The organism is Chryseobacterium taklimakanense (genome assembly GCF_900187185.1).
GTDB classification, from domain to species: domain Bacteria; phylum Bacteroidota; class Bacteroidia; order Flavobacteriales; family Weeksellaceae; genus Planobacterium; species Planobacterium taklimakanense.
The window spans coordinates 2,524,007-2,547,138 of the sequence record NZ_LT906465.1 but is presented as its reverse complement, the minus strand read 5'-3'; the positions used below and the strand labels follow the sequence as shown (position 1 = coordinate 2,547,138).

The following is a 23,132-nucleotide window of genomic DNA, read 5'->3' as shown; positions in this document are numbered from 1 at the left end:
AAATTATGAAAGATATAGAATTTACGTTCAGAGAACTCTTGAACTTCAAACTTTTTACCATTGGTAAAGCCGATATTTCGGTTTCTTCGCTGATATTTTTAGTCATTTTCATGTTGGCTTTGAATTTCATTGTGAAACTTATCCGAAAACTGATTTACCGTTCGCAGAAACTCGACGAATCCAAGAAATTTACCGTTTTCAGTTTGATAAAATATGTGCTGTATGTCGTTGGTTTCATTCTCGGGATGAATATGATCGGCATAAATGTTTCCGTTTTGATGGGCGCTTCCGCAGCTTTATTGGTGGGTATTGGTTTGGGTTTGCAGAATATTTTCAGCGACTTTGTTTCAGGAATTGTGTTGCTGTTGGATTCGAGCATTAAAGTGGGCGATATTATTGAAGTGGATAACCTGGTGTGTCAGGTGAAGGAAATTAATTTGAGAACCACCACCGTTTTAACGCGGGACGACAAATATGTGATTCTGCCGAACACTTTTCTCACCAAAAACAATCTGTTCAATTGGACGCACAGCAATCTCAATTCACGGTTTGATATTCAGGTGGGTGTTGCTTACAGTTCCGATGTTCAGACTGTTATGGATCTTTTAAAATCTTTAACTGCCACTAATCCGAAAGTGGCAAAAACACCGGAACCGTTCGTTAGATTTAATGATTATGCAGATTCTGCCCTTATTTTTAATGTCTATTTCTGGTCAAGTGATCCGTTCAGGGTAGAAAATCTCAAAAGTGAATTGAGAGTTAAATATTTTGAAGCGTTCAGAGAGCACGATATTGAAATTCCTTTTCCTCAGAGAGTTGTTCACCAGGCAAAATGATGAGGGTTTATTAATTAATATAAAATCTAAATGGAAACCGGAAAATTAATACAGTCATTTCAGGACAGTTGGAACAGTTTTGTAGAACAGATTCCCAGTATCCTTGCCGCTATTTTGGTAATTGCATTGGGCATTTTTATAGCCAATAAACTCACGGACCTTTCACGGAAGTTTATAGCAGGCAAATCGACAGACCCGTTGATGAGCAATTTTTTGATCAAAGCCATTAAAACGGTATTTGTCATTATCGTTATTATGTTCGGGCTGAAAGTTGCCGGTTTGGACGGAATTGCTACAGGAGTTTTAACAGCGGCAGGTGCTTCCGCAGTGATTTTGGGATTTGCCTTTAAAGATATTGGCGAAAATTTTATTTCGGGAATTATTCTGTCCTTCAACAGGCCTTTCAACATTAATGATACGGTGAGCATTGGCGATATATTCGGCAGGGTGAAATCCATGGAGTTCCGCTACACCAAACTGAAGACTTTTGACGGAAAAGATGTCTATATTCCGAACAGCGACGTGATAAAAAAACCGGTGTTCAACTTTACCGAAGACGGTTACTTTCGGATGGATTTTATGGTCGGAATTGCTTATGAAAACGATATCGACCAAGCCAAAAAAATCATTTTGAACACGATGAACAGTCATCCGCTTTCCTTAAAAGATGAAGACCGCGAACCTTTCGTAATGACGGACGAATTGAGTGTTAATTCCGTCAATATCAAGGTCTTTTTCTGGGTAGCAGCCGAAGATTACCGGCGCGATGCCCTGATGATTCGCAGCGAAATGATTGATCAGGTGAAAATCAATCTGCTTGCCAACGGAATTTCTATGCCGGCCAACATTCAGGAACTGAAATGGTATAAGGAATAAAATTGTAATTTTAGGGCCTAAAGTACCCTGTAAATGAACAAACTTTTCAACCTTCACAACGGCGAAGAGAACAAAGAGAAAGTCCTTGAAAATGTAAAAAATAGCATTTCTTTTTCGGGTTCCAATTTCTGGATTTTGGCCTGTGCAATTATGGTGGCTTCGGTTGGTCTCAATGTCAATTCCACGGCGGTGGTTATCGGTGCGATGTTAATTTCCCCTTTAATGGGACCAATTGTGGGCGCAGGTTTCGCTTTAGGGATTTACGATTTCACGCTTTTAAGAAAATCGCTTAAAAATTTGCTGATTTCTACTTTAGTGGGTTTAATAGTATCATTTTTATACTTTTTACTTTCGCCTTTCAAGGAAGCGCAGTCTGAGATTTTAGCAAGAACAGCACCTAATATTTACGATGTTTTAATAGCTTTTTTCGGTGGTTTGGTAGGCGTAATTGCAGTCACGAGAGTTGAAAAAGGAAATCCAATTCCGGGCGTGGCCATTGCAACGGCCTTGATGCCACCGCTCTGCACCGCAGGCTATGGTTTGGCTACAGGAAACTTCGGCTACTTCGCCGGTGCGATGTTTCTCTATACCATCAATTGCGTTTTTATCTGTATTGCCACTTTCATTATTGTGAAATACCTCAATTATCCGGCAGCAGGGTTGGTGGATAACAAAAAAGCAAGTTCAGTAAGAAACTGGATTACGGGAATCACCTTGCTGATGATTATTCCGAGTGTATATTTCGCCTATCGTTTCATTCAGCAGCAGAGGTTTTATGACAAAGTTTCGCAGTATATCACCAAAGAATTTGAAGATAAGGGAAATACCATCGTTTACCGGAAAACATTTTATTCCAGTGATCCGCGTCGAGTAGAACTGGCATTTCTGACAAGGCGTTTTACTGCAGATCAGATTGCCGAAGAAAACAAGAAGATGGCAGACTTCGGTTTGGAAAATACCAAGCTGATTATTCGTCAGGACAGTGCTTTCCTCGCCAATGCCAATAAAATTCAAAATAATGAAGCCGGCAATGACGCTGCAAAGATCGCTGCCGAATTGAACGCCAAAATAGACCGCTATACTTTTAATACAGAAAATCTTTATTCCGAAGCCAAAGCAATATTCCCCGAGTTGAAGTCACTTTCTGCTGCAAAGCAGGAAATCCTTTCTGATGCTGATTCTGCGGCTGTAATTCCTGTAGCGATATACGAATCTGAAAAAGAACTCCCGGAAGCCGAAAAACAAAAACTCAGAAAATGGTTACAGGTTAGGCTGAAGGTAGATACACTCGAACTTTACAACAGAAAAAAATAATGATACCTTATTACTATTTAATACTTCTTATTTCGTTGTCTGCGGGTTTGGCGTATGTCAATCAGCGGTTTATCAAACTGCCTTTCGTTATTGGTTTGTTTTTTCTCTCTGTCGTTTTGTCGCTTGTGGTAATAATCACGAAAAATTTTTATGCGGAACCTTTTCTTCAGATTCGTGATTTGGTGGTACAATCCGACATCAGTAGTTCGGTATTAAATATCTTTTTGGGTTTTCTGCTCTTTGCCGGCGCGCTTCACACTAATTGGTTTGCACTGAAAAACCACCTGAAAAACATCAGCGTTTTGGCAGTTGGCGGAGTTCTGTTTTCCACGATTTTCATTGCGTTTGTCTTTCATTATGTCGCATTGCTTTTAGGATTGGATATTCCGATGCTTTACTGTTTTATTTTCGGGGCGCTCATTTCGCCAACGGATCCAATTGCAGTTTTGAGCATTCTGAAAGAAGCCAAGGTTCCTGAAAAAGTGGAAATTACGATTGTGGGCGAATCGCTATTTAATGATGGTATTGGCGTGGTTTTGTTCATTGCGCTTACCGAAATGATTGGCGTAAATGCGGTGGGCTTTGATGCCCGTCATTTTGCGTGGCTCTTCCTTCAGGAAGCCGTGGGCGGAGTTATTTTCGGACTGGTTATCGGTTACACTTTACATTATTTACTTTCCACGATAGACCATTATGAAACCGAAGTTTTATTAACCCTCGCGTTTGTGATGTTGGGCTATTTTATTTCTTCGACATTGCATATTTCCGGGGCTTTGGCGATGGTAATTATGGGTTTGATGGTCGGTAATTTTCGGAAAGGACAGGCTATGAGCGACAGAACCGAAGAGTATGTCGCTAAATTTTGGGAATTGGTGGATGTAATACTGAATGCGCTTTTATTTATTCTAATCGCTTTGGTTTTGGTAGTCATTGATTTCGATATTAAATATTTGATTTTGGGTGTTTTATCCGTCCTTATCCTCATATTTTCACGCTTTTTGGCGGTGAGTGTGCCGAGAAGACTGTTTCCAAGGCTTTTGGACATTCGTAAAGACGAAGCAAAAATCATCATTTGGGGCGGTTTGCGTGGAGGTTTGTCGTTGGCCTTGGTGCTGTCACTTCCCGATAATGAAACCCGCGATATTCTTTTGGTAGTTACGTACATTGCAGTGGTGTTCAGCATTCTCATTCAGGGGATTACCATCGGAAGATTTTCTAAAAGAGTGTTGAGAGAACAATAGTGATTAGACCGTTCACTCAAGTATACTTGGAACATATTCATTGATTTCCACTGAAACTCCTTACTTTCTCAAAGTAAGTAAAGTAACCAAATTTCACCAAAAGAAAATTTTTATTTTTTCTTTCAGAAAAAAAATGCTGAAATAAATATTTTCAACGCAAAGCGCTCTTCACACTTCATTGTTTTTCATTTTTCTTCATTGTATTATATAACCTGTTGTGCATTTAGAAATTAAAAAGAAAAAAGATTGTTCATTTGATTAAAAAATCGTATATTTAATTGGTTACCAAGCCATTAAATACATGAACAATCTCATTCAAAACTACGAAATTATTTTAAAAGAATTGACAAAAACCTGCAACCATATTACCACTAAGAAGCAAATCAGACTTCCAAAAATGTCCGACTTGGAACTTGTGGCACTTAATATTACCGCAGAATACATGTCGATTAACTCTGAACTACAGTTGTTTAGGTGTATTTCGGGAACTGGTTTGGACGAAAAGATAGAAAGAAGCGTATATAACAGAAGGAAAAGAAAACTTTTCCCTTACATTGAGAAAATTCGGGAAACTCTGAGCGGAAAGTTTGCAGACTTTACCGACGTCTTCATTGTGGATTCAACACCCATTGAAATATGTAAAATAAGCAGGGCAAATCGTTCCGCAATTTGCTCTACGGATGAAATCAAACCTGCATTTGGATATTGTGCGGCGCAGAAGTCAAGATATTTTGGCTATAAACTACATGCAGTTTGTGATAAGAATGGAATCTTTCACTCTTTTGATTTTTCGCCCGCAAATGTCCACGATGTAAATTATCTTTTCGATATTAAAGAAAATTTTCAAAATTGTTTATTAATCGGAGACAGAGGATATATCAGCAAAGAATTGCAAGTGGATTTATTCAATTTCTCCAAGATTAATCTTTCGGTTCCTATGCGCAGGAATCAACATGGTTTTGTGGAGTTTTCAAGGACGAAATCAAAAATAAGAAAGAGAATTGAAACCAATATCTCGCAACTGTGCGGACAGTTCACCATAAACACGAACTTTGCAAAAACCTTTCAAGGTCTTGCGACAAGAATAGTGTCAAAAATAACTTCTTTCACAATGATTCAATACCTGAATTTCTTCGTGTTTAAAAGAAGTTTAAATAAACTAAAAGTTAATTTGTGCTAAATGCACAACAGGTTTATATAGTTTTTTCTCAACAAAAAATTTTAAAAAAGTTTTGTTTCAAAACTTACTTACTTTACTTACTTATTTTTTACTTCATTGTGATCTGGCCTATGTCATTCTGCCTGGCGGCGAATGTCTGAATGAGCTGATTTTGAGGAATGGATATGCGAAACCATCCAGCGATTACTTTTGCTTTCATTTGCCTTACTTTCAGCAAATTGATACCTTTGCTAAAATGCAAAAGAAAGGAATTTATGCATTTACAAGCGATCTTTAATTTGTTGTACGTATGTTGCACTAAGGAAAGTAAGGATGCAGGTAAAAGCTCAATTTTAGGGAAGTCCCGAAAGTCTTTGGTAATTTTTGTAAATTTACTAAAAATAAACCCCAACCTCAAAAAATGAAGTTGAAATTTCTAGGAACCGGAACTTCACAGGGCGTGCCGGTGATTGGCTGCCAGTGTAGGGTCTGTACTTCTGAAAATCCCAAAGACAGCAGATTCCGGGCATCTGTAATGATTACAAATAATGATCAGAAAATCCTGGTCGACTGCGGTCCGGATTTCAGGCAGCAAATGCTCATTAATGAAGAAGAAAAGGTGGATGCAGTATTGATCACTCATGAGCACAATGATCACGTTATCGGTTTAGATGATATGCGCCCGCTTATCTTCAGATACGGAAGGGACATTCCTATTTATTGCAGCAAAAGAGTTGGTGATGAAATTACGGCGCGGTTTCCGTATGCATTTGCTGAAGTGAAGTATCCGGGTGCACCGTCATTTGAACTTTTTGAAATTGAAAATAAGCCTTTCACAATAGGAAATACCGAAATTACGCCCGTAGAAGTTTCTCATTACAAGATAAAGATCTTCGGATATAAATTTAAAAACCTGGTGTATATTACCGATGCGAGCTACATCAGTAAAGCAGAAAAAGAAAAGCTGAAAAACCTTGATTGCCTGATCCTGAACTGTATCAGGAAGACGGAACCGCATCCGGCGCATTTTATTTTACCAGAAGTCATTGAACTTTTTAATGAACTAAAGCCGAAAAAGCTTTATCTCACACACCTCAGCCATCATTTCGGGACTTATTCTACTGAAGAAAACAAGCTGCCGGAGAATATACATCTGGCTTTCGACGGGCTGGAAATAGATTTTTAGAAATAATCTTAAATAATTTTTTCAGAATTTATTTTTTGTGCTATATTTGCACACCAATTTGGAAAAGCCCAGATGGCGGAATTGGTAGACGCGTTGGTCTCAAACACCAATGCCGCAAGGCGTGCCGGTTCGATCCCGGCTCTGGGTACTAAGGATCCGAAAACTAAAAGTTTTCGGATTTTTTTGTTTCAAATTTCAAAGTTTTACTAAATAACTTTAGACACAATAAAATTGTATTTAAAAAGTGGGGATGATGGCACCGCAAGACCTTTAAAACTTCCTGCTGCCGCTGAATTATTCATAATATTATTTTGAAGTAACTGGTTCAAAGAGTTTACAAATAATTAATATCAGAGTTATAGCAAAATATTTGGTCATTTAAAATAAAATAGTAAATTTAATAGCGAAATATTTAACCAAATATGCAAAAGAACACCAAGTCGCAAAAAAGATTCAAATTCAGAGTAAAAGTTGCCCCAAAAAGAGTACAGAAAAGACATTGATTTTCACCGGTAATACAATCCGCTGAAAATCATTTTCTTTTACAGCAATCAAAACTTCGTGAATAATCTTTAAAATCCTGAACAGAAAATTTCAGGATCAGGATATTCTCCCCAAAATAATCCGGCAATCACACTTCCGGATCAGGACGATCACCCAAAAATTCTATATTCCGTTTCAGCCCTGCAAACTTGGTTCGCTTCACCGGGCTTTTCCTGAATATCTCTGAAAAAAGTTCCTGTGTAAGCTCTTTCCAGTCAGCCTTGCGGTAAGTTCTCAATATATGATTAGGCAAAAATTTAGGCTGGTTATGGGCTACAGAAAACCGGTTCCATGGGCAAACGTCCTGGCAAATATCGCAGCCGAACATCCAGTCTTCCATTTTATTTTTAAAACTTTCGGGAATTTCATTTTTCAGCTCGATCGTTGCGTAGGAAATGCATTTACTGCCGTCAATAATTCTATCGCCAACAATCGCATTGGTTGGGCAGGCATCGATGCAGCTCGTACATCTTCCGCAGTGATCCGTAACCGGTGAATCCGGTTCAAGCTCGAGATCACAGATGATTTCCGCCAAAAAAAAGAAGGAGCCTTTCTGTTTTGTAATCAGATTTGCGTTTTTTCCAACCCAGCCAATTCCTGATTTTCTGGCCCAACTCCGTTCCAGAACCGGTGCGGAATCTACGAAAATCCTGAAATGAAAATCTCCAATCTCTTCCTGAAGTTCAGCGACCATCTCTCGCAGGATTTCCCTTATAATTTCGTGGTAATCCTCGGCGTAGGCATACTTTGAAATTTTATAGTTATCCAAAGTAGAAATCTCTTCTTCCGGAAAGTAATTGTATGATAAGGAAATGACCGATTTTGAACCTTCGACCAGTTTTGTGGTATCCAAACGTTTATCGAAATAATTCTCCATGTACTGCATCTCGCCGTGATAGCCTTGGCCCAAATAGTCTTCGAGCGGCTGAGCATCTTCTTCCAAAAAGCCGGATTTAGAAATTCCACAGCTTTGAAACCCAAACTTTTTAGCCCTGGATTTTATAAGTGCAGAATATTTTTCTCGATTCGGTAGCATAAGTGACAGTGCGAAGATAAGGCAATTCATATTTTTGCAGTGAATTTTATGGAATTTCAATTCAATGAAAAATGATTTCCACCTATCAGCCGGAGAGTCTTAATGTACAATTTATTAAAAAAAGAATCCGATATTTTTTCAAACCAGTATTAAATTAAAAAATTGCCGTTGTTTGAAAAGTCAGTATTTTAGCATAAATAAAATTAAAAAAAATGGAAAATCTACAAGACATCCTGAAAGCAGGAAACTTTGAATTAATCGATGTTCGTGAACCTATGGAACTTGAAATGGACGGTGAAATCAACGGTGCAAAAAACATCCCTTTGGGTGAAATAGAAGAAAGAAAAGATGAAATCCTTAACCTTGAAAAGCCGGTAGTCCTGTTCTGCCGCAGCGGAAACAGAAGCGGAAAAGCACTAGAATATCTGAATTCTCAAGGCTTGCAAAACGGTTACAACGGCGGTGGCTGGGAGCAGCTGAAGGAAACTTTGGAGAATATCTAGAAAAAATTCAAAGACAGAATAAAACCTCTTTTAAGCCATTTGAAAGAGGTTTTATTTTTTAAAAAAGATTCATTAAAAACCACTGTATCCAGCTTCTTCAAACTCTTTTAAAAGATTTTCAAAAACTTTTTCCACAGGTAAAATCTCATCAATCAAAGCGGAAACCTGGCCTATTTCCAGTTCGCCTTCTTCCAAATCGCCTTCAAACATGCCGCGTTTTGCACGGGCGCGACCGAGCGTTTCCTTCAAAGCTTCAATATTCCTGCCTTCTTCGTAGAGTTTTTCCAGATCGCGGAAGAATTTGTTCTTTACCATACGTACCGGCGCCAGTTCCTTCAAGGTAAGATGCGTGTCACCTTCATTGAGGTTTTTAATCAAATCTTTCCAGTTATCATGAGCACTTGCTTCCACAGTTGCGGCGAAACGCGAACCGATCTGCACGCCGTCCGCGCCCAATATCATTGCGGCTTTCATTTGTGAGCCTAGCGCAATTCCTCCGGCAGCAATCAGTGGTTTGGTTATATGTTTTTTCACGTTCGGAATTAAAACCAAAGTCGTCGTTTCGTCTCGTCCGTTGTGCCCACCGGCTTCAAAACCTTCGGCCACAATGGCATCTACACCGGCATCCTCACATTTTACAGCAAATTTGGTTGAGGAAACGACGTGGGCAACTTTAAGCCCTTCTTTCTGTAGAGTTTCAGTATAGGTTTTAGGATTTCCGGCGGAAGTAAAGACAATTTTCACCCCTTCCTCCAAAATGATATTAATGATTTCTTCCAAATTCGGGTACAGCATCGGCACATTGACTCCGAAAGGTTTATCGGTAGCGGCTTTGCACTTCCGGAGATTTTCTCGCAGAATGTCCGGATACATACTTCCCGCGCCAATAAGTCCTAAACCGCCGTTATTTGATACCGCAGAGGCCAAACGCCATCCGGAATGCCAGATCATCCCACCCTGAATGACCGGATATTTTATCTCAAAAAGATCGCAAATTCTGTTTCTGTTTTGTGAATCGTGCATTTTTTTGGCTACGCCAAAATCTAAAAAACTGCTCATATCCCAAAAATAAAAAATCCCTCAGAATTTCTGAAGGATTTATGGAAGTTTATTTTTTGTCCCAGCTGCTCTTGAATGCGCAGTTGTTATATCTCTCGTTGATAGAAATAAATACGTCCGGAAGCCTGGATTTGATCCAGCGTTCTACCGTTTCGCCCTTTTTCCTTTCCAGAGCGAGGTTCTTGATTCGTTCATAATCGGTAGCGATATCGAGCTGATGGGATGGAATTACCTCATTCACCATTACGATATTTACAGTTTTCTGCTCTCTTTCGTTTTGGTCTGAAAATACATCGGTGATGTCACCTGGATTTAAACCTGCAATTTGATATGCCAAAGTCGGCGAAAGGTTGATCTTTTCTATTTTGCTGCTGCCGTCCTGTGAAGAAAGCACACCACCGTTAAATTTCGTCTGTTTATCGTCTGAATACTTATAGGCAGCTTCTTTGAAGGTTATTTTTTTCTGCTCGATCTGAGTTCTGATGTTGTTCAGCTCCTCTCTCGCCGCAGCAATTTCCTCTTCGTTTGGTGTTGATTTTAACAGAATATGTCTTACATCGTACACTTTCCCGGTTTTTTTCACCAATTGAATCAGGTGGTAGCCGAATTCCGTTTCTACAGGATCAGAAATTTCACCTTCCTGAAGGTTCAAAGCTGCGGCTTCGAACGGCTTTACCATTGTTCCTTTCGCTACATTGGTAAATAAGCCACCGTTGGAAGCAGAGGTATCTTCAGAATAAATTCTTGCCATCTGCTCAAATGTTTCTCCGTTTTGGATGTCCTGCTTTATTTTCAGAAGTTTTGCTTTGAGCTCATTTTTGTGTGCCTCCGTAAGTTTTGGAAACATCATAATTTGCGACACGGAAACTTCATCTTTCACCATCGGAAGCTGGTGTTTGTAAGTATTGTAAAAGTCGGTAACCTCATTTGGTGTTACGTCCACTTTTTCGGTAATTCTCGCATATTTTTGCTGGCCGTAATACTGATCTGTATCAATTTTCTCGATCGCATTTTTCATTTCATAAGCTGACCTGAATTTGTAAGCATTCAGCATCGTGCGCTCATCCGGGAAATTTCTCAGGATTTGGTTGTATTTCTGGTCTGCCCTTTCCTTGATCATCGCAGACTGGTTTGCGATCAGCGTATCTCTTTTGGCCTCGTAAATCAGGAGTTTGTTGTTGATGATGTTTTCAAGGAACTCGCAACGGTCGGTTACATTGGCGCCCTGCTGACGGGCATAATTCATCTGCTCTTCTATATCGCTCTCCAGCACAATTTCATTGCCGATAACCGCTGTAATTCCGTCAACCAGTGAACCTTTCTGCAACTGCGCATTAACTTTTACCGTGAATAAAGTAAAAACTGCCATAAAAAGTGACAGTAACTTTAAGTTTTTTACCATTCTGAATTTTTATAATTTGCAAAATTAAAATTCTAAATCAATTTTACTCAATTTATTTTTATAATTATTTCTTAAAATTTGTCTCGAAATCTTTTATAAAAGCAGGTTCCACAACGATTTTGGATTTCGTCCGCTGCTGAGCAACAGTTTGCTGCAAAAACCCAGCTGAAACCGCCTCAATAATAAAGGCTGTTATTTTTTTTCCATTATTTAAAGCCATTTAATCAAAATATAAATCAACTTCGAAAGTGGTAAGCTGCTTGAAAAGCGCTATCCTGTCGAGTAAATCCTGCTGGGTAACTTCCTGAAGCCTTTCGGTTCCGAATTTTTCTACGGTGTAAGATGCCATGGCTGAACCAACGATAATGGCAGATTTCATATTATCGAAACTGAAATCGCCTGTTTTTGCCAAATGTGCTGCGAAACCGCCGGCAAACGTATCGCCGGCTCCCGTAGGATCGAAAACCACCTCCAAAGGAAGCGCCGGAATTGCGAAAACTTTACCTTCGTGAAAAAGAAGCGCACCGTGTTCCCCTTTCTTAATAATCACATAATCAGGACCCATACTGTGAATTTTCTGTGCTGCTTTTACCAGTGAATATTCACCGGATAGCTGTCTTGCTTCTTCGTCATTGATCGTGATCACATCCGTTTTTGCAATCATCTCCATCAAGATATCCCATGCAGTATCCATCCAGAAATTCATTGTATCGAGGATCACCAGCTTGGGACGCTTTTCCATCTTTTCCAAAACAGAAAGCTGCACGCCCGGATGAAGGTTTCCGAGAAGTAAAACTTCGGCATCTTTGCCGCTTTCAGGAATTTTAGGGTCAAAATTTTCCAGAACGTTTACTTCTGTTACCAAAGTATCCCTGGAATTAAGGTCGTTATGGTATCTGCCGCTCCAGAAGAATGTTTTACCGTCTTTCACGACTTCAACACCTTCAGTGCTGATGTTTCGGGATTCCAGCATATCGAGATATTCCTGCGGAAAGTCGCCACCAACCACAGAAACGAGGCTCACATCTGTTTTAAGGACAGAAGCCGCCAAACCAATAAAAGTGGCTGCACCGCCCAAAATTTTATCTGTTTTTCCGAAAGGCGTTTCGATTGCATCAAACGCTACGGACCCTACTACTAATAATTTCATTTATAATCTTTTTTTTGTTTCTAGTTTCAAGCTTCCAATTTCTTTCTGCTTAATTTTTCCATTTAAAAGTATCCAGCATATGCAAAATATCCTTTTTAATATAATCTACGGCCGGAGCAAGAGAATCGGGTTTCGGTCTTGTGTTAAAATAAAGGTTTGCCGTAACGAAATGCTTCGCGCTGTCGGTCGCATAAAACTGGATGTTCGAAGCGCTCTGCCCTTTCAGTTCATATAAATTTCCGTACACTTTATTTACCGGATAACTGAATGACTTGGTTTTAATCGAAGAAGCTTTGATCGTGTGTTCGTAAACCATTTTTTCGGCTTCTTTCACATGAAGATCAAAATCGTTTTTTATAGGAAAATAGGTGAGAAAGACCTTTGCCTTCATTTTTGGATAGGTAATATAATACCAGCAAGGCTGTTTTCCCTCCTCCACTTTTGCAAAACCAGAATACTCAAAAGAATAAGGACAGGCAGATGAAAACTCCTTATATCCGGAGTTTGGATACTCGAGACGAAGGTCGCCCATCGGTTTGGGAGCAGCATCTTTACCGCAGGAAAAAAGTAAGAGGCAAATAATTGCAAAAACTGCATTTTTTAACATTCTGCAAAAATAGGCTTTTTAAGGAAATAAAAAGATTCAGAGACCTCGTTTTGATTTTGCATATCAATTATTTAATCATTTAATTTCAGTCGGTCTCTGAATCCACTTATCTATGAAATTCTCCAAAGGTTTGGGGAATGATTTCTTTTTAGATTCAGAAAAATCGACAACGTTAAAATGATTTCTTTTTGCAAGTGAAATAAAATCTACTTCATCAGTAAGATTCACAGTTTCAATCTGTATGGTAAGGTTTTTATGGGTAAGTTTATGTTTGACAACAGTTGAATTCTCCACAAATTGTTCGAACTCCACAGGAACCTCATCCGGAAATTCATAAAGTTTTTTCCAGATAAAATCATCGGCACGCTGCTTTAATAAAAACTGGTTTTTGTGATGAACGAAGTAATATTTAAGGAATAAATCCGTGGTTTTGGTACGTTTCAGTTTCACTGGAAACTTATGTACGGTTCCTGACTGGAATGCGATGCAGTTTTCGTTTAAAGGGCAACTGCCACAATCGGGCTTTTTGGGCCTGCAAATTTCTGATCCCAGATCCATCACAGCCTGATTGAAATCGCCCGGTTTATTTTCAGGCATCATCATCATCGACAATTCCGAAAAATATTTAAATGCGGAACTTTGGGAAATATCAAAATCATCGGCAAATAACCTGGAAACCACACGGTAGAAATTGCCGTCAACCGCTGGGATTTTTTCATCAAAACAAATGCTTGAAATTGCTGCGGCAGTATATTTTCCTATTCCTTTCAGTTTAAGAATGTCTTCATATTTTTCAGGAAAATTTCCGTTAAAATCTTCTACAACCTGCTTCGCTGCTTTATGAAGATTCAATGCGCGGGAATAATAGCCCATCCCTTTCCAATATAATAAAACTTCATCCGTTTCTGCTGCGGCAAGCGCCTGCACATCCGGAAATCTTTCAACAAAGTTTAAATAGTGATTAAGCCCCTGTTTTACCTGTGTTTGCTGCAGTATAATCTCGGAAATCCAAATATTATACGGTTGTTTAGTATTTCGCCATGGCAACGCTCTTGCATTCGAATCGTACCACTTCAGAAGTTTTCTACCAATGTGAACAAAATCAGGGTTTTGTTTGTTTCGTTTCAAAAATAAGTTTTATATTTGCACACCAAAATTAAAAACAAAAAAGGAAATGACAAAGGCAGAATTGGTAAACACCATCTCCAATAAGTTGGGTACGGAAAAAAACGAGACACAGAAGGTTATAGAGGCATTTATGCAGGAAATAAGAACTTCAATGTATAATGGAGACAATGTGTATTTGAGAGGTTTCGGTTCTTTCATCATCAAAACAAGAGCGGCAAAAACAGGAAGAAATATTTCTAAAAACACAGCGATCGAGATTCCTGCACACAATATTCCGGCATTCAAGCCATCCAAAAGTTTTACTGAGAAAGTAAAAGCTAAAGTAGCTGTAAAATAATAAACTGAATATTAACTTTAATCATTAAAAAAATGCCAAGCGGAAAGAAAAGAAAAAGACATAAGGTAGCGACGCACAAAAGAAAGAAAAGAAGAAGAGCGAACAGACATAAGAAGAAAAAATAACTTTTCTTTAAAACATACATAATATAGTTGATGAACTCTATTTCATTAACTATATTTTTGTTTAAGGACGTTCGCAGCACTGAACTGTTGATTCGCAGCAATGCTAAACGCATGTTTAAAAATTAATAAAATTCTAAAAATAAATCAGAGCAATGAAGAAAGAACTGATCATCTCCTATGAGAATGAAAGCACGAAGATTGCACTGCTTGAAGACGGAAGGCTCTTTGAACTCCACGAGGAGGAAGATAACAATGATTTTAACGTCGGCGATTTATTTTTAGGTCGGGTAAAAAAACTGGCGCCAAACCTCAACGCAGCCTTTGTGAACATTGGCTACGAGAAAGATGCATTTCTGCATTATCAAGATTTGGGGCCGGACTTCTTAAGCTATCAGAAATTTCTGAAAGACACTTTTGCAAAACGTCAGCAAAAATCGAGCCTGAAGAACTTTCAGGTTCAGAAAGATATCGATAAACACGGTACCGTAGATAAAGTGCTGGCAAAAGACGATGTGGTGCTAATACAGATCACCAAGGAACCTATTTCTACGAAAGGGCCGAGAATTTCTACACAAATCTCGCTCACGGGACGTTTCCTGGTCCTGATTCCTTTCGACAACAAGGTATCCATATCAAAAAAGATCAAAAGCGCTGAAGACCGCGAAAGACTTAAAACTTTAATTGACAGCATTAAACCGGAAGGCTTTGGGGTTATCATCAGAACCGTAGCGGAAGGTAAAAAAGTAGCTGAACTACATAACGACATGAATCAGCTCATTCAAAAATGGGAAACTGCCTTCAAAAATATTCAGAAGCAGAAAGTCCCGTCTAAAGTTTTAAGCGAAGAAGACAGAGCTTCAGCGATTTTGAGAGACAATTTCAATCAGGATTTCACCGGGATTATCTGCGATGATGAACAGATGGTGAGCGATATCAGGAATTACCTGGATGTGATCGCTCCTGAGAGACAGAAGATTGTGCAGTTCTACGATTCGCACATTCCGCTTTTGGAATATTACAACGTAGAAAAACAGATGAAGCAAAGCTTCGGGAAACACGTGAATATACCGAGTTCCAAAGGCGCCTATCTGGTGATTGAACATACTGAGGCACTTCACGTGGTGGATGTGAATTCCGGGCCAAATATCGCTTCAGCAGCAAACAATAAAGACCACGCGCTGACTGTGAACAAAATGGCTGCGACAGAAATTGCAAGACAGCTTCGCCTACGCGATATGGGCGGAATCATCGTTGTAGATTTTATCGACATGACGAATCCTGAACACCGCAAGCAGCTGTATGAACATTTCAAGGAGGAAATGAAGCGCGACAAAGCCCGCCACAAAATCCTTCCGCCAAGTAAATTTGGCCTGATCCAAATGACAAGGCAGCGTGTGAGGCCTGAAAAACAAATTCATACGAAAGAAGAAAATCCAAATGCTGACGGCGAAATTCTGGCACCGATCGTGGTTGTAGAACGTATGGAAGAAATGATCAGAAACCTGATCCAGAAGGAAAAAGGTAAAGTGTACCTGCACGTACACCCTTTTGTAGAGGCTTATCTTACCAAAGGAATAATGAGCATCCAGACCAAATGGTACCTCAAATACAAAAAATGGGTAACAATCATCCCTCGGGACAGTTTCAAGTATCTGGAATACCGTCTGTACAACGCAAAAAAAGAAGAATTAGTAAGTTACTCGAACTAAAAATAATTCAAGCCAAAGTGCTGAAAACTTCCGGAGCGGTCCGGGAGTTTTTTATTTATCGTCAACTTTTTGAAAAGATGCTCTTCCGGATTTTCTTCATCCAAAATTTAACCTTTCTTTAAAACTTTACCCTTCCAAAATTGCTTATTTTTACTCTATGAAAATTTTTGGAAAGGATTTACTGCGAAAGATCAAAGAGGCCGACCTGCACGGTGAACATGCGCACTCGGTGTACTCGCCGCCTTATCGTCCGCTATTTACCTACGAAGAAATTTTACAGCGGAATCCGCGTTTTGCAGCTGTAAACATCTTGCTTTATCTGAAAAATGATGAGTGGTATTTTCCATTAATGGTCCGTACCGAAAACGAAAACGACCGACACAGCGGACAGATCTCCCTGCCGGGTGGCAGCCGTGAAGAAGATGACCGTGATTTTGCACATACCGCACAGCGCGAAACTTCTGAAGAGATGGGAATTGAAGAACATTACGTACGCATTATCAGAGAAATTTCGCCTATTTATATTCCGCCGAGCAATTTCTATGTGCATCCCTATATTTCCTATACGAAGAAGAATCCGGTTTTTAAACTTCAGGAGTCTGAAGCTATGGAGCTGATTGAGTTTCCTGTAAGCTCGATCCTGCAGCTTAATGAAAAGCCTGAAATGATGGTGCTGCCTTCATCCAGAGGAACAGAAGTTCCTGTGATCAACTTTAACGGTTACATTATTTGGGGCGCAACTTCAATGATACTGAGCGAATTCAGCCAATTACTCAAAAATTTGTAATTTCGCATATTGTGTTAATTGAATAATGGCGAAGAAAAACATATTTGCAGATGCATTCGGCACCCCGTATTTCCTTAAAAGATTTGTGATCTTTATCCTGGGAATAGTATCTTACAGAAGATTCAACGGCTTCAATAAACTGAAGATTTCGGGCACCGAGCACATTAAGGACCTTCCGGATTCCAATGTGCTGTTCGTATCAAACCACCAAACTTACTTTGCGGATGTGGCTGCGATGTACCACGTTTTTTTTGCGGTGAACAATGGATATATGAACACCATTAAAAACCCTGTGTATCTCCTTAACCCGAAAGTTGATTTCTATTACGTGGCGGCCGAAGAGACGATGAATAAAGGCCTTTTGTCAAAATTTTTCAAACTCGCCGGAGCAGTAACCGTGAAGAGAACCTGGAGAGCACAGGGACAAAACGTGAACCGTATGGTTGATTTGAAGGAGGTTGATAATATCATGAAAGCGCTCGACAACGGTTGGGTCATCACCTTCCCTCAGGGCACAACTTCAGCATTTGCACAGGGCAGAAAAGGTACAGCCAAACTGGTGAAACAACAGAGGCCAATCGTAGTTCCAATTAAAATCAACGGATTCCGCAGGGCATTCGATAAAAAAGGATTAAAAATAAAAGTTACCGGCGTAAAACCTACTATGGAGTTCAAACCGCCGTTGGATATAGATTACGATAAAGAAAATGCTCAGGAAATCCTGGATAAAATCATGATCGCCATAGAACAAACTCAGGATTTCAACGTTCTGTATGAATACGAAGAAGAGCTGAAAGCTAAAAAAGAAGAACAACAATCTGAAGTAAACAATTAAAGCATGAAAAAATTAATCGCATTATTTCTGATCACAATACTGGCAGCGTGCAACAGCCATAAAGTTTTTGACAATTACGAATTAAGCTACAGCAAAAGCGGCGGCTTCGCTCCGATCTATGAAAATATGCTCATAAAAGGAAATACCGTAAATTACTTTTTTGAAGGCCAGGGTAAAAAATACAGCAAAAAAAGTACGATTACCAACGCTGAAAAGCAGAAACTTTATGACGTGATAAAAGCCAACGACCTGAAAACGATCCGCGAAGACGTAAAAAAGGTTTATGATAACATCACCACGACTGTGAAGGTGAAGTCTGCCACAGAAAACACCTTTAAGGACGACGGCAGTTTCATCGTTCCGGAGCACCAGCAGAGATGGGACAATATCACAACTGAATTTGAAAACTTCATCAACTCTAAAAACTTCAGAAAATAATTTAAATTTTGCAGTCTCCTGATCCAGCCTTAATTTTCGAACAAAACACTGATAAAACACGGGTTCTGGTCACCGGCAATACCCCCGGAATCTCTGAGCTTCTCACTAAAATCATTGATTTTTGCGGCAAAGATCTTGATTACATTTTTGCGGATGGTCATTCGAGAAGCGTAGGCAGCGACTTTCTTATTTTAGAGCTAAATGATGCTTCCACCGCCGGAAATTTTAGACCGACAGTCGTGTTTATCGCTACAGAAAACTCGAATGATGATTTTTCTGGGGTTTTAAGAAATATCGTCGCAGGTGGTATTTTAATTTATAATGAAAATGATGGAAACGTTGCAAATGCTGTGGATTTGTCAGAAAATTATTTCCGGAAACTTCCCTATGCAAAACCGGAAACCAACGGCAATTATCTGAAAACAGAAATTGGTGATATCCCTGTTAATTTCGACCCAAAAATCATGGCGCATATCGACGGTGCAAGGCTCTTTTGCCAACAATTCGGCATTATGGAAGAAGATTTTTATGAAGGATTGGCCAGCCTTTAAGACCCCAGTTCAAATAATTTAAAAATTAAAGCCGTTTCACAACTGGTGAAAACGGCTTTTCTGAGTTTTTTCCTCCTGATGGGATCTCCCTACGTCATATGGTTTCGGAATCTTTCATTTTTTATGTATAAATGAGGCGTTTTATTTACTTATTATTTTTAATTAAATTTACAAAAATCAAAAAAAGCAGGATGAGATACATAAAATCGGGAAATATTCCGCAAAAAAGGCACACCGTTTTTAAATCTGAGGACGATAATTATTATTACGAACAGCTCTTCGGAACTGAAGGTTTTCACGGTATTTCCTCGCTTCTCTATCACATTCACCGCCCAACGCAGATTAAAAGTATTGGCGTACCACAGGATGTTAATCCAAAAATTGCAGTGGAGAAAAATGTGACACCGAGAATGTTCAAGGGAATGAATATAACTCCGGAAGACGACTTCCTGGATAGCCGCAAAATCCTGATGCTCAACAACGATCTTAAAATGGGATTGGCAAAACCGAGAAAATCTACAGACTATTTCTATAAAAATTCGGAATGTGATGAGTTGCTTTACGTTCACCAAGGCACAGGAACACTTAAAACTTTTGTAGGAAATCTTGATTTCGAACGCGGCGATTACCTCATCATTCCAAGAGGAACGATCTATAAAATTGATTTTTCCGGTGAAGACAATGTATTTTTCGTCCTTGAAAGCCACTCGCCTATTTACACCCCAAAGCGCTACAGAAACGAATTTGGGCAGCTTTTGGAACATTCGCCCTTTTGTGAACGGGACATTATTGCGCCATCTTTTGTAGAACCAGTCGATGAAAAAGGAGAATTTCTCATCAAAGTAAAAAAAGAAAATCTGATCTGGGATTTCATCTACGCCACGCATCCGTTTGATGTTGTGGGATGGGACGGATATTTTTACCCGTATAAATTCAATATCAAGAACTTTGAACCGATTACGGGCAGAGTGCATTTACCGCCGCCGGTTCACCAGAATTTTGAGGCGCACAACTTTGTGGTCTGCTCTTTCGTGGCAAGAATGTACGATTACCATCCTCTTGCTGTTCCGGCTCCATACAACCACTCAAATATCGATTCTGATGAAGTTTTGTTCTACACAGAAGGCGATTTCATGAGCCGGAACCATATCGATCTGATGGATTTCACCCTGCATCCCGGCGGTGTGGTTCACGGTCCGCATCCGGGAGCTATGGAGAGAAGCATCGGGCAAAAATTTACCGAAGAATACGCTGTAATGGTGGATCCTTTCCGTCCGCTGAAACTTACGGAAGAAGCGCTGAAAGTAGAAGATGTAAGTTATATGACTTCGTGGCTGGAAGATGATCCTTCAAACCACATCGGAGACCGAAGCCAGGAATAATTTAAGAAAAATATGCATGTTGAAAAGATCCGCCATCCGGGTCTTTTTTCTTTGATAAATGTCATCTTTACTTTCCCCACGAAAATTCTTAAATTTGAAAGGAAATCAAAGTGTAATTTAAACATAAAATTCAGTATGTATACCTACGTTAGCGCTGAAGAAGCGGTATCATTGATCAAAAGTGGCGACAGAGTTTTTTCACACGGCTCCGCCTGCACGCCCAATGTTATTTTGGATGAATTGGCCAGGCAGTCGGCCAGGCTGAAGAATATTGAATTTGTTTCAATCACGCAGCAGGGCAACGTAGAAATCGCAAAACCGCAATATCAGGGAAGTTTTTATATTAATTCCCTGTTTACTTCAACACCGGTTCGTGAGGCTGTAAACTCAGAGCACGGCGATTTTATACCTGTTTTCCTGAGCGAAATTCCGACACTTTTTAAAAACGGGCTGCTGCCTATTGATGTGGCAATCGTAACGGTTTCACCACCGGATAACCATGGTTACTGTACTCTAGGAACTTCAGTCGACGTAGCGCGTTCGGCGGTAGATACTTCAAAAAAAATCATCGCAGTGGTAAATCCCAAAATGCCGAGAACCCACGGCGATGGGATGCTGCATATCCAGAAAATCGATAAAATGGTTTGGCACGAAGAGGAACTTCTGACCGTAGATTACGGATCAAAAGTGGGCGAAGAGGAACTGAAGATCGGTAAAAATGTCGCTGAACTGATTGATGATAAATCTACCCTGCAAATGGGAATCGGTACCATTCCTGATGCGGTTCTAAAATGCCTTCACAATCACAAAGACCTGGGAATCCACACAGAAATGCTGAGCGACGGGGTTATTGATTTGATTCTGAATGATGTGGTAAACAATAAATACAAAGGAACGCACAACAACCGGACGATTACAAGTTTCTGCTTCGGTACCAAGCGCCTTTACGATTTTGTGAATGATAATCCTTCGATTGCGTTTATGGATGTACAGCACGTGAATTTCCCGATCAATATCATGAAGAACAGGAAGATGACGGCGATTAACTCTGCAATTGAAGTGGATTTAACCGGACAGGTATGTGCAGACTCCATCGGAACTTTCCAGTTCAGCGGAATTGGAGGACAAATGGATTTCATGAGAGGCGCAGCGCTCAGTGAAGGCGGCAAACCAATTATCGCTATAAGTTCCAGAACCAAGAAAGGTATTCCGAGAATTGTCCCTTACCTGAAACAGGGAGCCGGCGTTGTGACTACCAGAGGACACATCCACTGGATAGTGACTGAGTATGGCGCAGTGAACCTTTATGGTAAAAATCTTCGCCAAAGGGCAAAAGCACTCATTGAAATTTCACATCCGGATGACAGAGAAATGCTGGAAAGAGGCGCCTTTGAAAGACTGAAGAAAACCATATATTAAATGCCCGACCTTTTGGAAAATAACTGAAAATTTAGATCAGCATCATTGATCAATTACAAACAAAAAAAACAGGCCGTCTTAATTGAGCGGCCTGTTTTCATTCGTGTCTTTAGAATCCTTTTAAATTCTTGCAGCATTTTTACAAATTTGAGGCCATTTTTTTAAAATAATATGTATCCTGATGAAAATCAGGCGACAAAAAAAAGCTTGTTTAAACTGAGAAAATAAGCATTCTGTACCGCAAAGACAGTAACAGTTCCAAAACCCTTAATTCATCATGAAAATAATGTAATAAATAGTTTTTTACTGATTTGAAGCTTTTTATTAAATTAGCAGATAACAAAATCAAAAAGTAAAAATAAATGTCAACACTTACATTTGCCGAGAAAATAGCACAGGCAGAAAACTTTTTACCAATCAACGGTACAGACTATATTGAATTTTACGTGGGCAATGCTAAGCAGGCCGCGCATTTCTACAAAACCGCTTTCGGCTTCCAGAGCGTAGCCTATGCAGGCCCTGAAACTGGCGTGAGAGACCGCGCATCTTACGTTTTGCAGCAAGGAAAAATCAGGCTGGTGCTTACAACTGGACTTAAATCTGATTCACCTATCAATGAACACGTTAAAAAACACGGCGATGGTGTGAAAGTTCTGGCACTGTGGGTGGATGATGCTTATTCAGCTTTTGAAGAAACCACTAAACGTGGTGCAAAACCATATTTGGAACCAACCACACTCACTGATGAGCACGGTGAGGTCCGTATGTCCGGCATCTTCACCTATGGTGAGACGGTGCATATGTTTGTAGAAAGAAAAAATTACAGCGGTGCGTTCATGCCTGGTTACGAGAAGTGGGAATCCGACTACAATCCAACCGACTGCGGATTGCTTTACGTAGACCATTGTGTTGGAAATGTAGGTTGGGACAGAATGCTCCCGGTTGTAAAATGGTACGAAGATGTCATGGGCTTTGTAAATATCCTGAGTTTTGATGATAAACAGATCAACACTGAATATTCTGCACTAATGTCGAAAGTAATGAGTAACGGCAACGGTTTTGCAAAATTCCCAATCAACGAACCGGCAGAAGGAAAGAAAAAATCTCAGGTTGAAGAGTATCTGGATTTTTATGAAGACGAAGGTGTACAGCACATCGCCGTAGCAACAAAAGACATCATCAAAACCGTCACCGATCTGAAAGCCAGAGGCGTTGAGTTTCTTTCTGCTCCGCCAGAAGCTTACTACGAAATGGTTCCTGAGAGGGTTGGACATATTGATGAAGATCTAAAAAAACTTCAGGAACTGGGAATTCTTATTGATCATGATGAAGAAGGTTACCTCCTGCAGATCTTCACAAAACCGGTTGAAGACAGGCCTACCCTTTTCTTTGAAATCATCGAGAGACACGGTGCACAGAGCTTCGGTGCCGGCAACTTCAAGGCCCTGTTTGAAGCACTCGAAAGAGAACAGGCAAGACGCGGAAACCTTTAAATATTTTTGGATTGAT

At 39.8% G+C, this 23,132-nt stretch carries 22 protein-coding genes and 1 tRNA gene; 17 read left to right on the top strand and 6 right to left on the bottom strand.

Features of this window, described 5'->3' with window-relative positions; all coding sequences use genetic code 11:
* Positions 1-5: 5 nt before the first annotated feature.
* The 7 genes from CKV81_RS12190 (at position 6) to CKV81_RS12155 (ending at position 6,760) form a co-directional block, all read left to right on the top strand.
* A complete protein-coding gene (locus tag CKV81_RS12190) occupies positions 6-836 on the top strand; it encodes a mechanosensitive ion channel family protein (protein WP_258454355.1) in 831 nt (276 codons plus the stop codon).
* A 30-nt stretch (positions 837-866) separates the two neighbouring features.
* The gene (locus CKV81_RS12185; RefSeq protein WP_095073634.1) at positions 867-1,712 is read left to right on the top strand and encodes a mechanosensitive ion channel family protein; all 846 of its coding nucleotides are present in this window, start codon (positions 867-869) and stop codon (positions 1,710-1,712) included.
* A gap of 33 nt (positions 1,713-1,745) precedes the next feature.
* Entirely contained in the window at positions 1,746-3,026 is a 1,281-nt protein-coding gene (locus CKV81_RS12180; protein WP_095073632.1) for a DUF389 domain-containing protein, read from the top strand.
* Entirely contained in the window at positions 3,026-4,267 is a 1,242-nt protein-coding gene (locus tag CKV81_RS12175) for a cation:proton antiporter (RefSeq protein WP_095073630.1), read from the top strand. The genes CKV81_RS12180 and CKV81_RS12175 overlap by 1 nt, the downstream gene beginning before the upstream one ends.
* Before the next feature lie 301 nt (positions 4,268-4,568).
* Positions 4,569-5,447, top strand: coding sequence for an IS982 family transposase (locus CKV81_RS12170; RefSeq protein ID WP_095070070.1), 879 nt, complete (start codon positions 4,569-4,571; stop codon positions 5,445-5,447).
* 400 nt (positions 5,448-5,847) lie between these two features.
* On the top strand, positions 5,848-6,612 hold the full coding sequence (locus CKV81_RS12160; protein WP_095073626.1) for an MBL fold metallo-hydrolase: 765 nt from the start codon (positions 5,848-5,850) through the stop codon (positions 6,610-6,612).
* Between the two features lie 66 nt (positions 6,613-6,678).
* Positions 6,679-6,760: transfer RNA gene (locus CKV81_RS12155), tRNA-Leu, on the top strand.
* Positions 6,761-7,243: 483 nt separating this feature from the next.
* Here CKV81_RS12155 and queG read toward each other — a convergent pair.
* Positions 7,244-8,191 (bottom strand): tRNA epoxyqueuosine(34) reductase QueG, encoded by a 948-nt coding sequence (gene queG, locus CKV81_RS12150; RefSeq protein ID WP_095074513.1) that lies wholly within the window; start codon positions 8,189-8,191, stop codon positions 7,244-7,246.
* A 212-nt stretch (positions 8,192-8,403) separates the two neighbouring features.
* On the opposite strand from queG, the gene CKV81_RS12145 reads away from it, so the two are divergent.
* Positions 8,404-8,694 (top strand): rhodanese-like domain-containing protein, encoded by a 291-nt coding sequence (locus tag CKV81_RS12145; RefSeq protein ID WP_095073624.1) that lies wholly within the window; start codon positions 8,404-8,406, stop codon positions 8,692-8,694.
* Positions 8,695-8,766: 72 nt separating this feature from the next.
* Here the strand turns inward: CKV81_RS12145 and CKV81_RS12140 are convergent, their stop codons facing one another.
* From CKV81_RS12140 to mutY, 5 genes are all read right to left on the bottom strand, one after another.
* Positions 8,767-9,753: an NAD(P)H-dependent flavin oxidoreductase gene (locus CKV81_RS12140; protein WP_258454353.1), complete on the bottom strand. Its 987-nt coding sequence runs from the start codon at positions 9,751-9,753 to the stop codon at positions 8,767-8,769.
* 49 nt (positions 9,754-9,802) lie between these two features.
* Complete coding sequence (locus CKV81_RS12135; RefSeq protein ID WP_095073622.1) at positions 9,803-11,155, bottom strand: peptidylprolyl isomerase; 1,353 nt, start codon at positions 11,153-11,155, stop codon at positions 9,803-9,805.
* Between the two features lie 220 nt (positions 11,156-11,375).
* Positions 11,376-12,305 (bottom strand): PfkB family carbohydrate kinase, encoded by a 930-nt coding sequence (locus tag CKV81_RS12130; protein ID WP_095073620.1) that lies wholly within the window; start codon positions 12,303-12,305, stop codon positions 11,376-11,378.
* 49 nt (positions 12,306-12,354) lie between these two features.
* On the bottom strand, positions 12,355-12,912 hold the full coding sequence (gene gldD / locus CKV81_RS12125) for a gliding motility lipoprotein GldD (protein WP_095073618.1): 558 nt from the start codon (positions 12,910-12,912) through the stop codon (positions 12,355-12,357).
* Between the two features lie 75 nt (positions 12,913-12,987).
* A complete protein-coding gene (gene mutY, locus CKV81_RS12120; RefSeq protein WP_095073616.1) occupies positions 12,988-14,040 on the bottom strand; it encodes an A/G-specific adenine glycosylase in 1,053 nt (350 codons plus the stop codon).
* Between the two features lie 46 nt (positions 14,041-14,086).
* Here mutY and CKV81_RS12115 point away from each other — a divergent pair, with 46 nt between their 5' ends.
* The 9 genes from CKV81_RS12115 (at position 14,087) to hppD (ending at position 23,116) form a co-directional block, all read left to right on the top strand.
* Entirely contained in the window at positions 14,087-14,377 is a 291-nt protein-coding gene (locus tag CKV81_RS12115) for an HU family DNA-binding protein (RefSeq protein ID WP_095073614.1), read from the top strand.
* A 277-nt stretch (positions 14,378-14,654) separates the two neighbouring features.
* Complete coding sequence (locus tag CKV81_RS12110) at positions 14,655-16,211, top strand: Rne/Rng family ribonuclease (protein ID WP_095073612.1); 1,557 nt, start codon at positions 14,655-14,657, stop codon at positions 16,209-16,211.
* Positions 16,212-16,368: 157 nt separating this feature from the next.
* On the top strand, positions 16,369-16,998 hold the full coding sequence (locus CKV81_RS12105) for an NUDIX hydrolase (protein WP_095073611.1): 630 nt from the start codon (positions 16,369-16,371) through the stop codon (positions 16,996-16,998).
* A gap of 25 nt (positions 16,999-17,023) precedes the next feature.
* Positions 17,024-17,833, top strand: coding sequence for a lysophospholipid acyltransferase family protein (locus CKV81_RS12100; RefSeq protein ID WP_095073609.1), 810 nt, complete (start codon positions 17,024-17,026; stop codon positions 17,831-17,833).
* Between the two features lie 3 nt (positions 17,834-17,836).
* Positions 17,837-18,271 carry a hypothetical protein gene (locus tag CKV81_RS12095; RefSeq protein WP_095073607.1) on the top strand — a complete coding sequence of 145 codons (435 nt, stop codon included), beginning with the start codon at positions 17,837-17,839 and terminating at the stop codon, positions 18,269-18,271.
* A gap of 8 nt (positions 18,272-18,279) precedes the next feature.
* Positions 18,280-18,822, top strand: a complete 543-nt coding sequence (locus tag CKV81_RS12090; RefSeq protein WP_095073605.1) for a hypothetical protein — start codon at positions 18,280-18,282, stop codon at positions 18,820-18,822.
* A gap of 191 nt (positions 18,823-19,013) precedes the next feature.
* Positions 19,014-20,204 (top strand): homogentisate 1,2-dioxygenase, encoded by a 1,191-nt coding sequence (locus tag CKV81_RS12085; protein WP_095074509.1) that lies wholly within the window; start codon positions 19,014-19,016, stop codon positions 20,202-20,204.
* 135 nt (positions 20,205-20,339) lie between these two features.
* Positions 20,340-21,623: an acetyl-CoA hydrolase/transferase family protein gene (locus tag CKV81_RS12080; RefSeq protein WP_095074507.1), complete on the top strand. Its 1,284-nt coding sequence runs from the start codon at positions 20,340-20,342 to the stop codon at positions 21,621-21,623.
* 362 nt (positions 21,624-21,985) lie between these two features.
* On the top strand, positions 21,986-23,116 hold the full coding sequence (gene hppD, locus CKV81_RS12075; RefSeq protein ID WP_095073603.1) for a 4-hydroxyphenylpyruvate dioxygenase: 1,131 nt from the start codon (positions 21,986-21,988) through the stop codon (positions 23,114-23,116).
* Positions 23,117-23,132 lie beyond the last annotated feature (16 nt).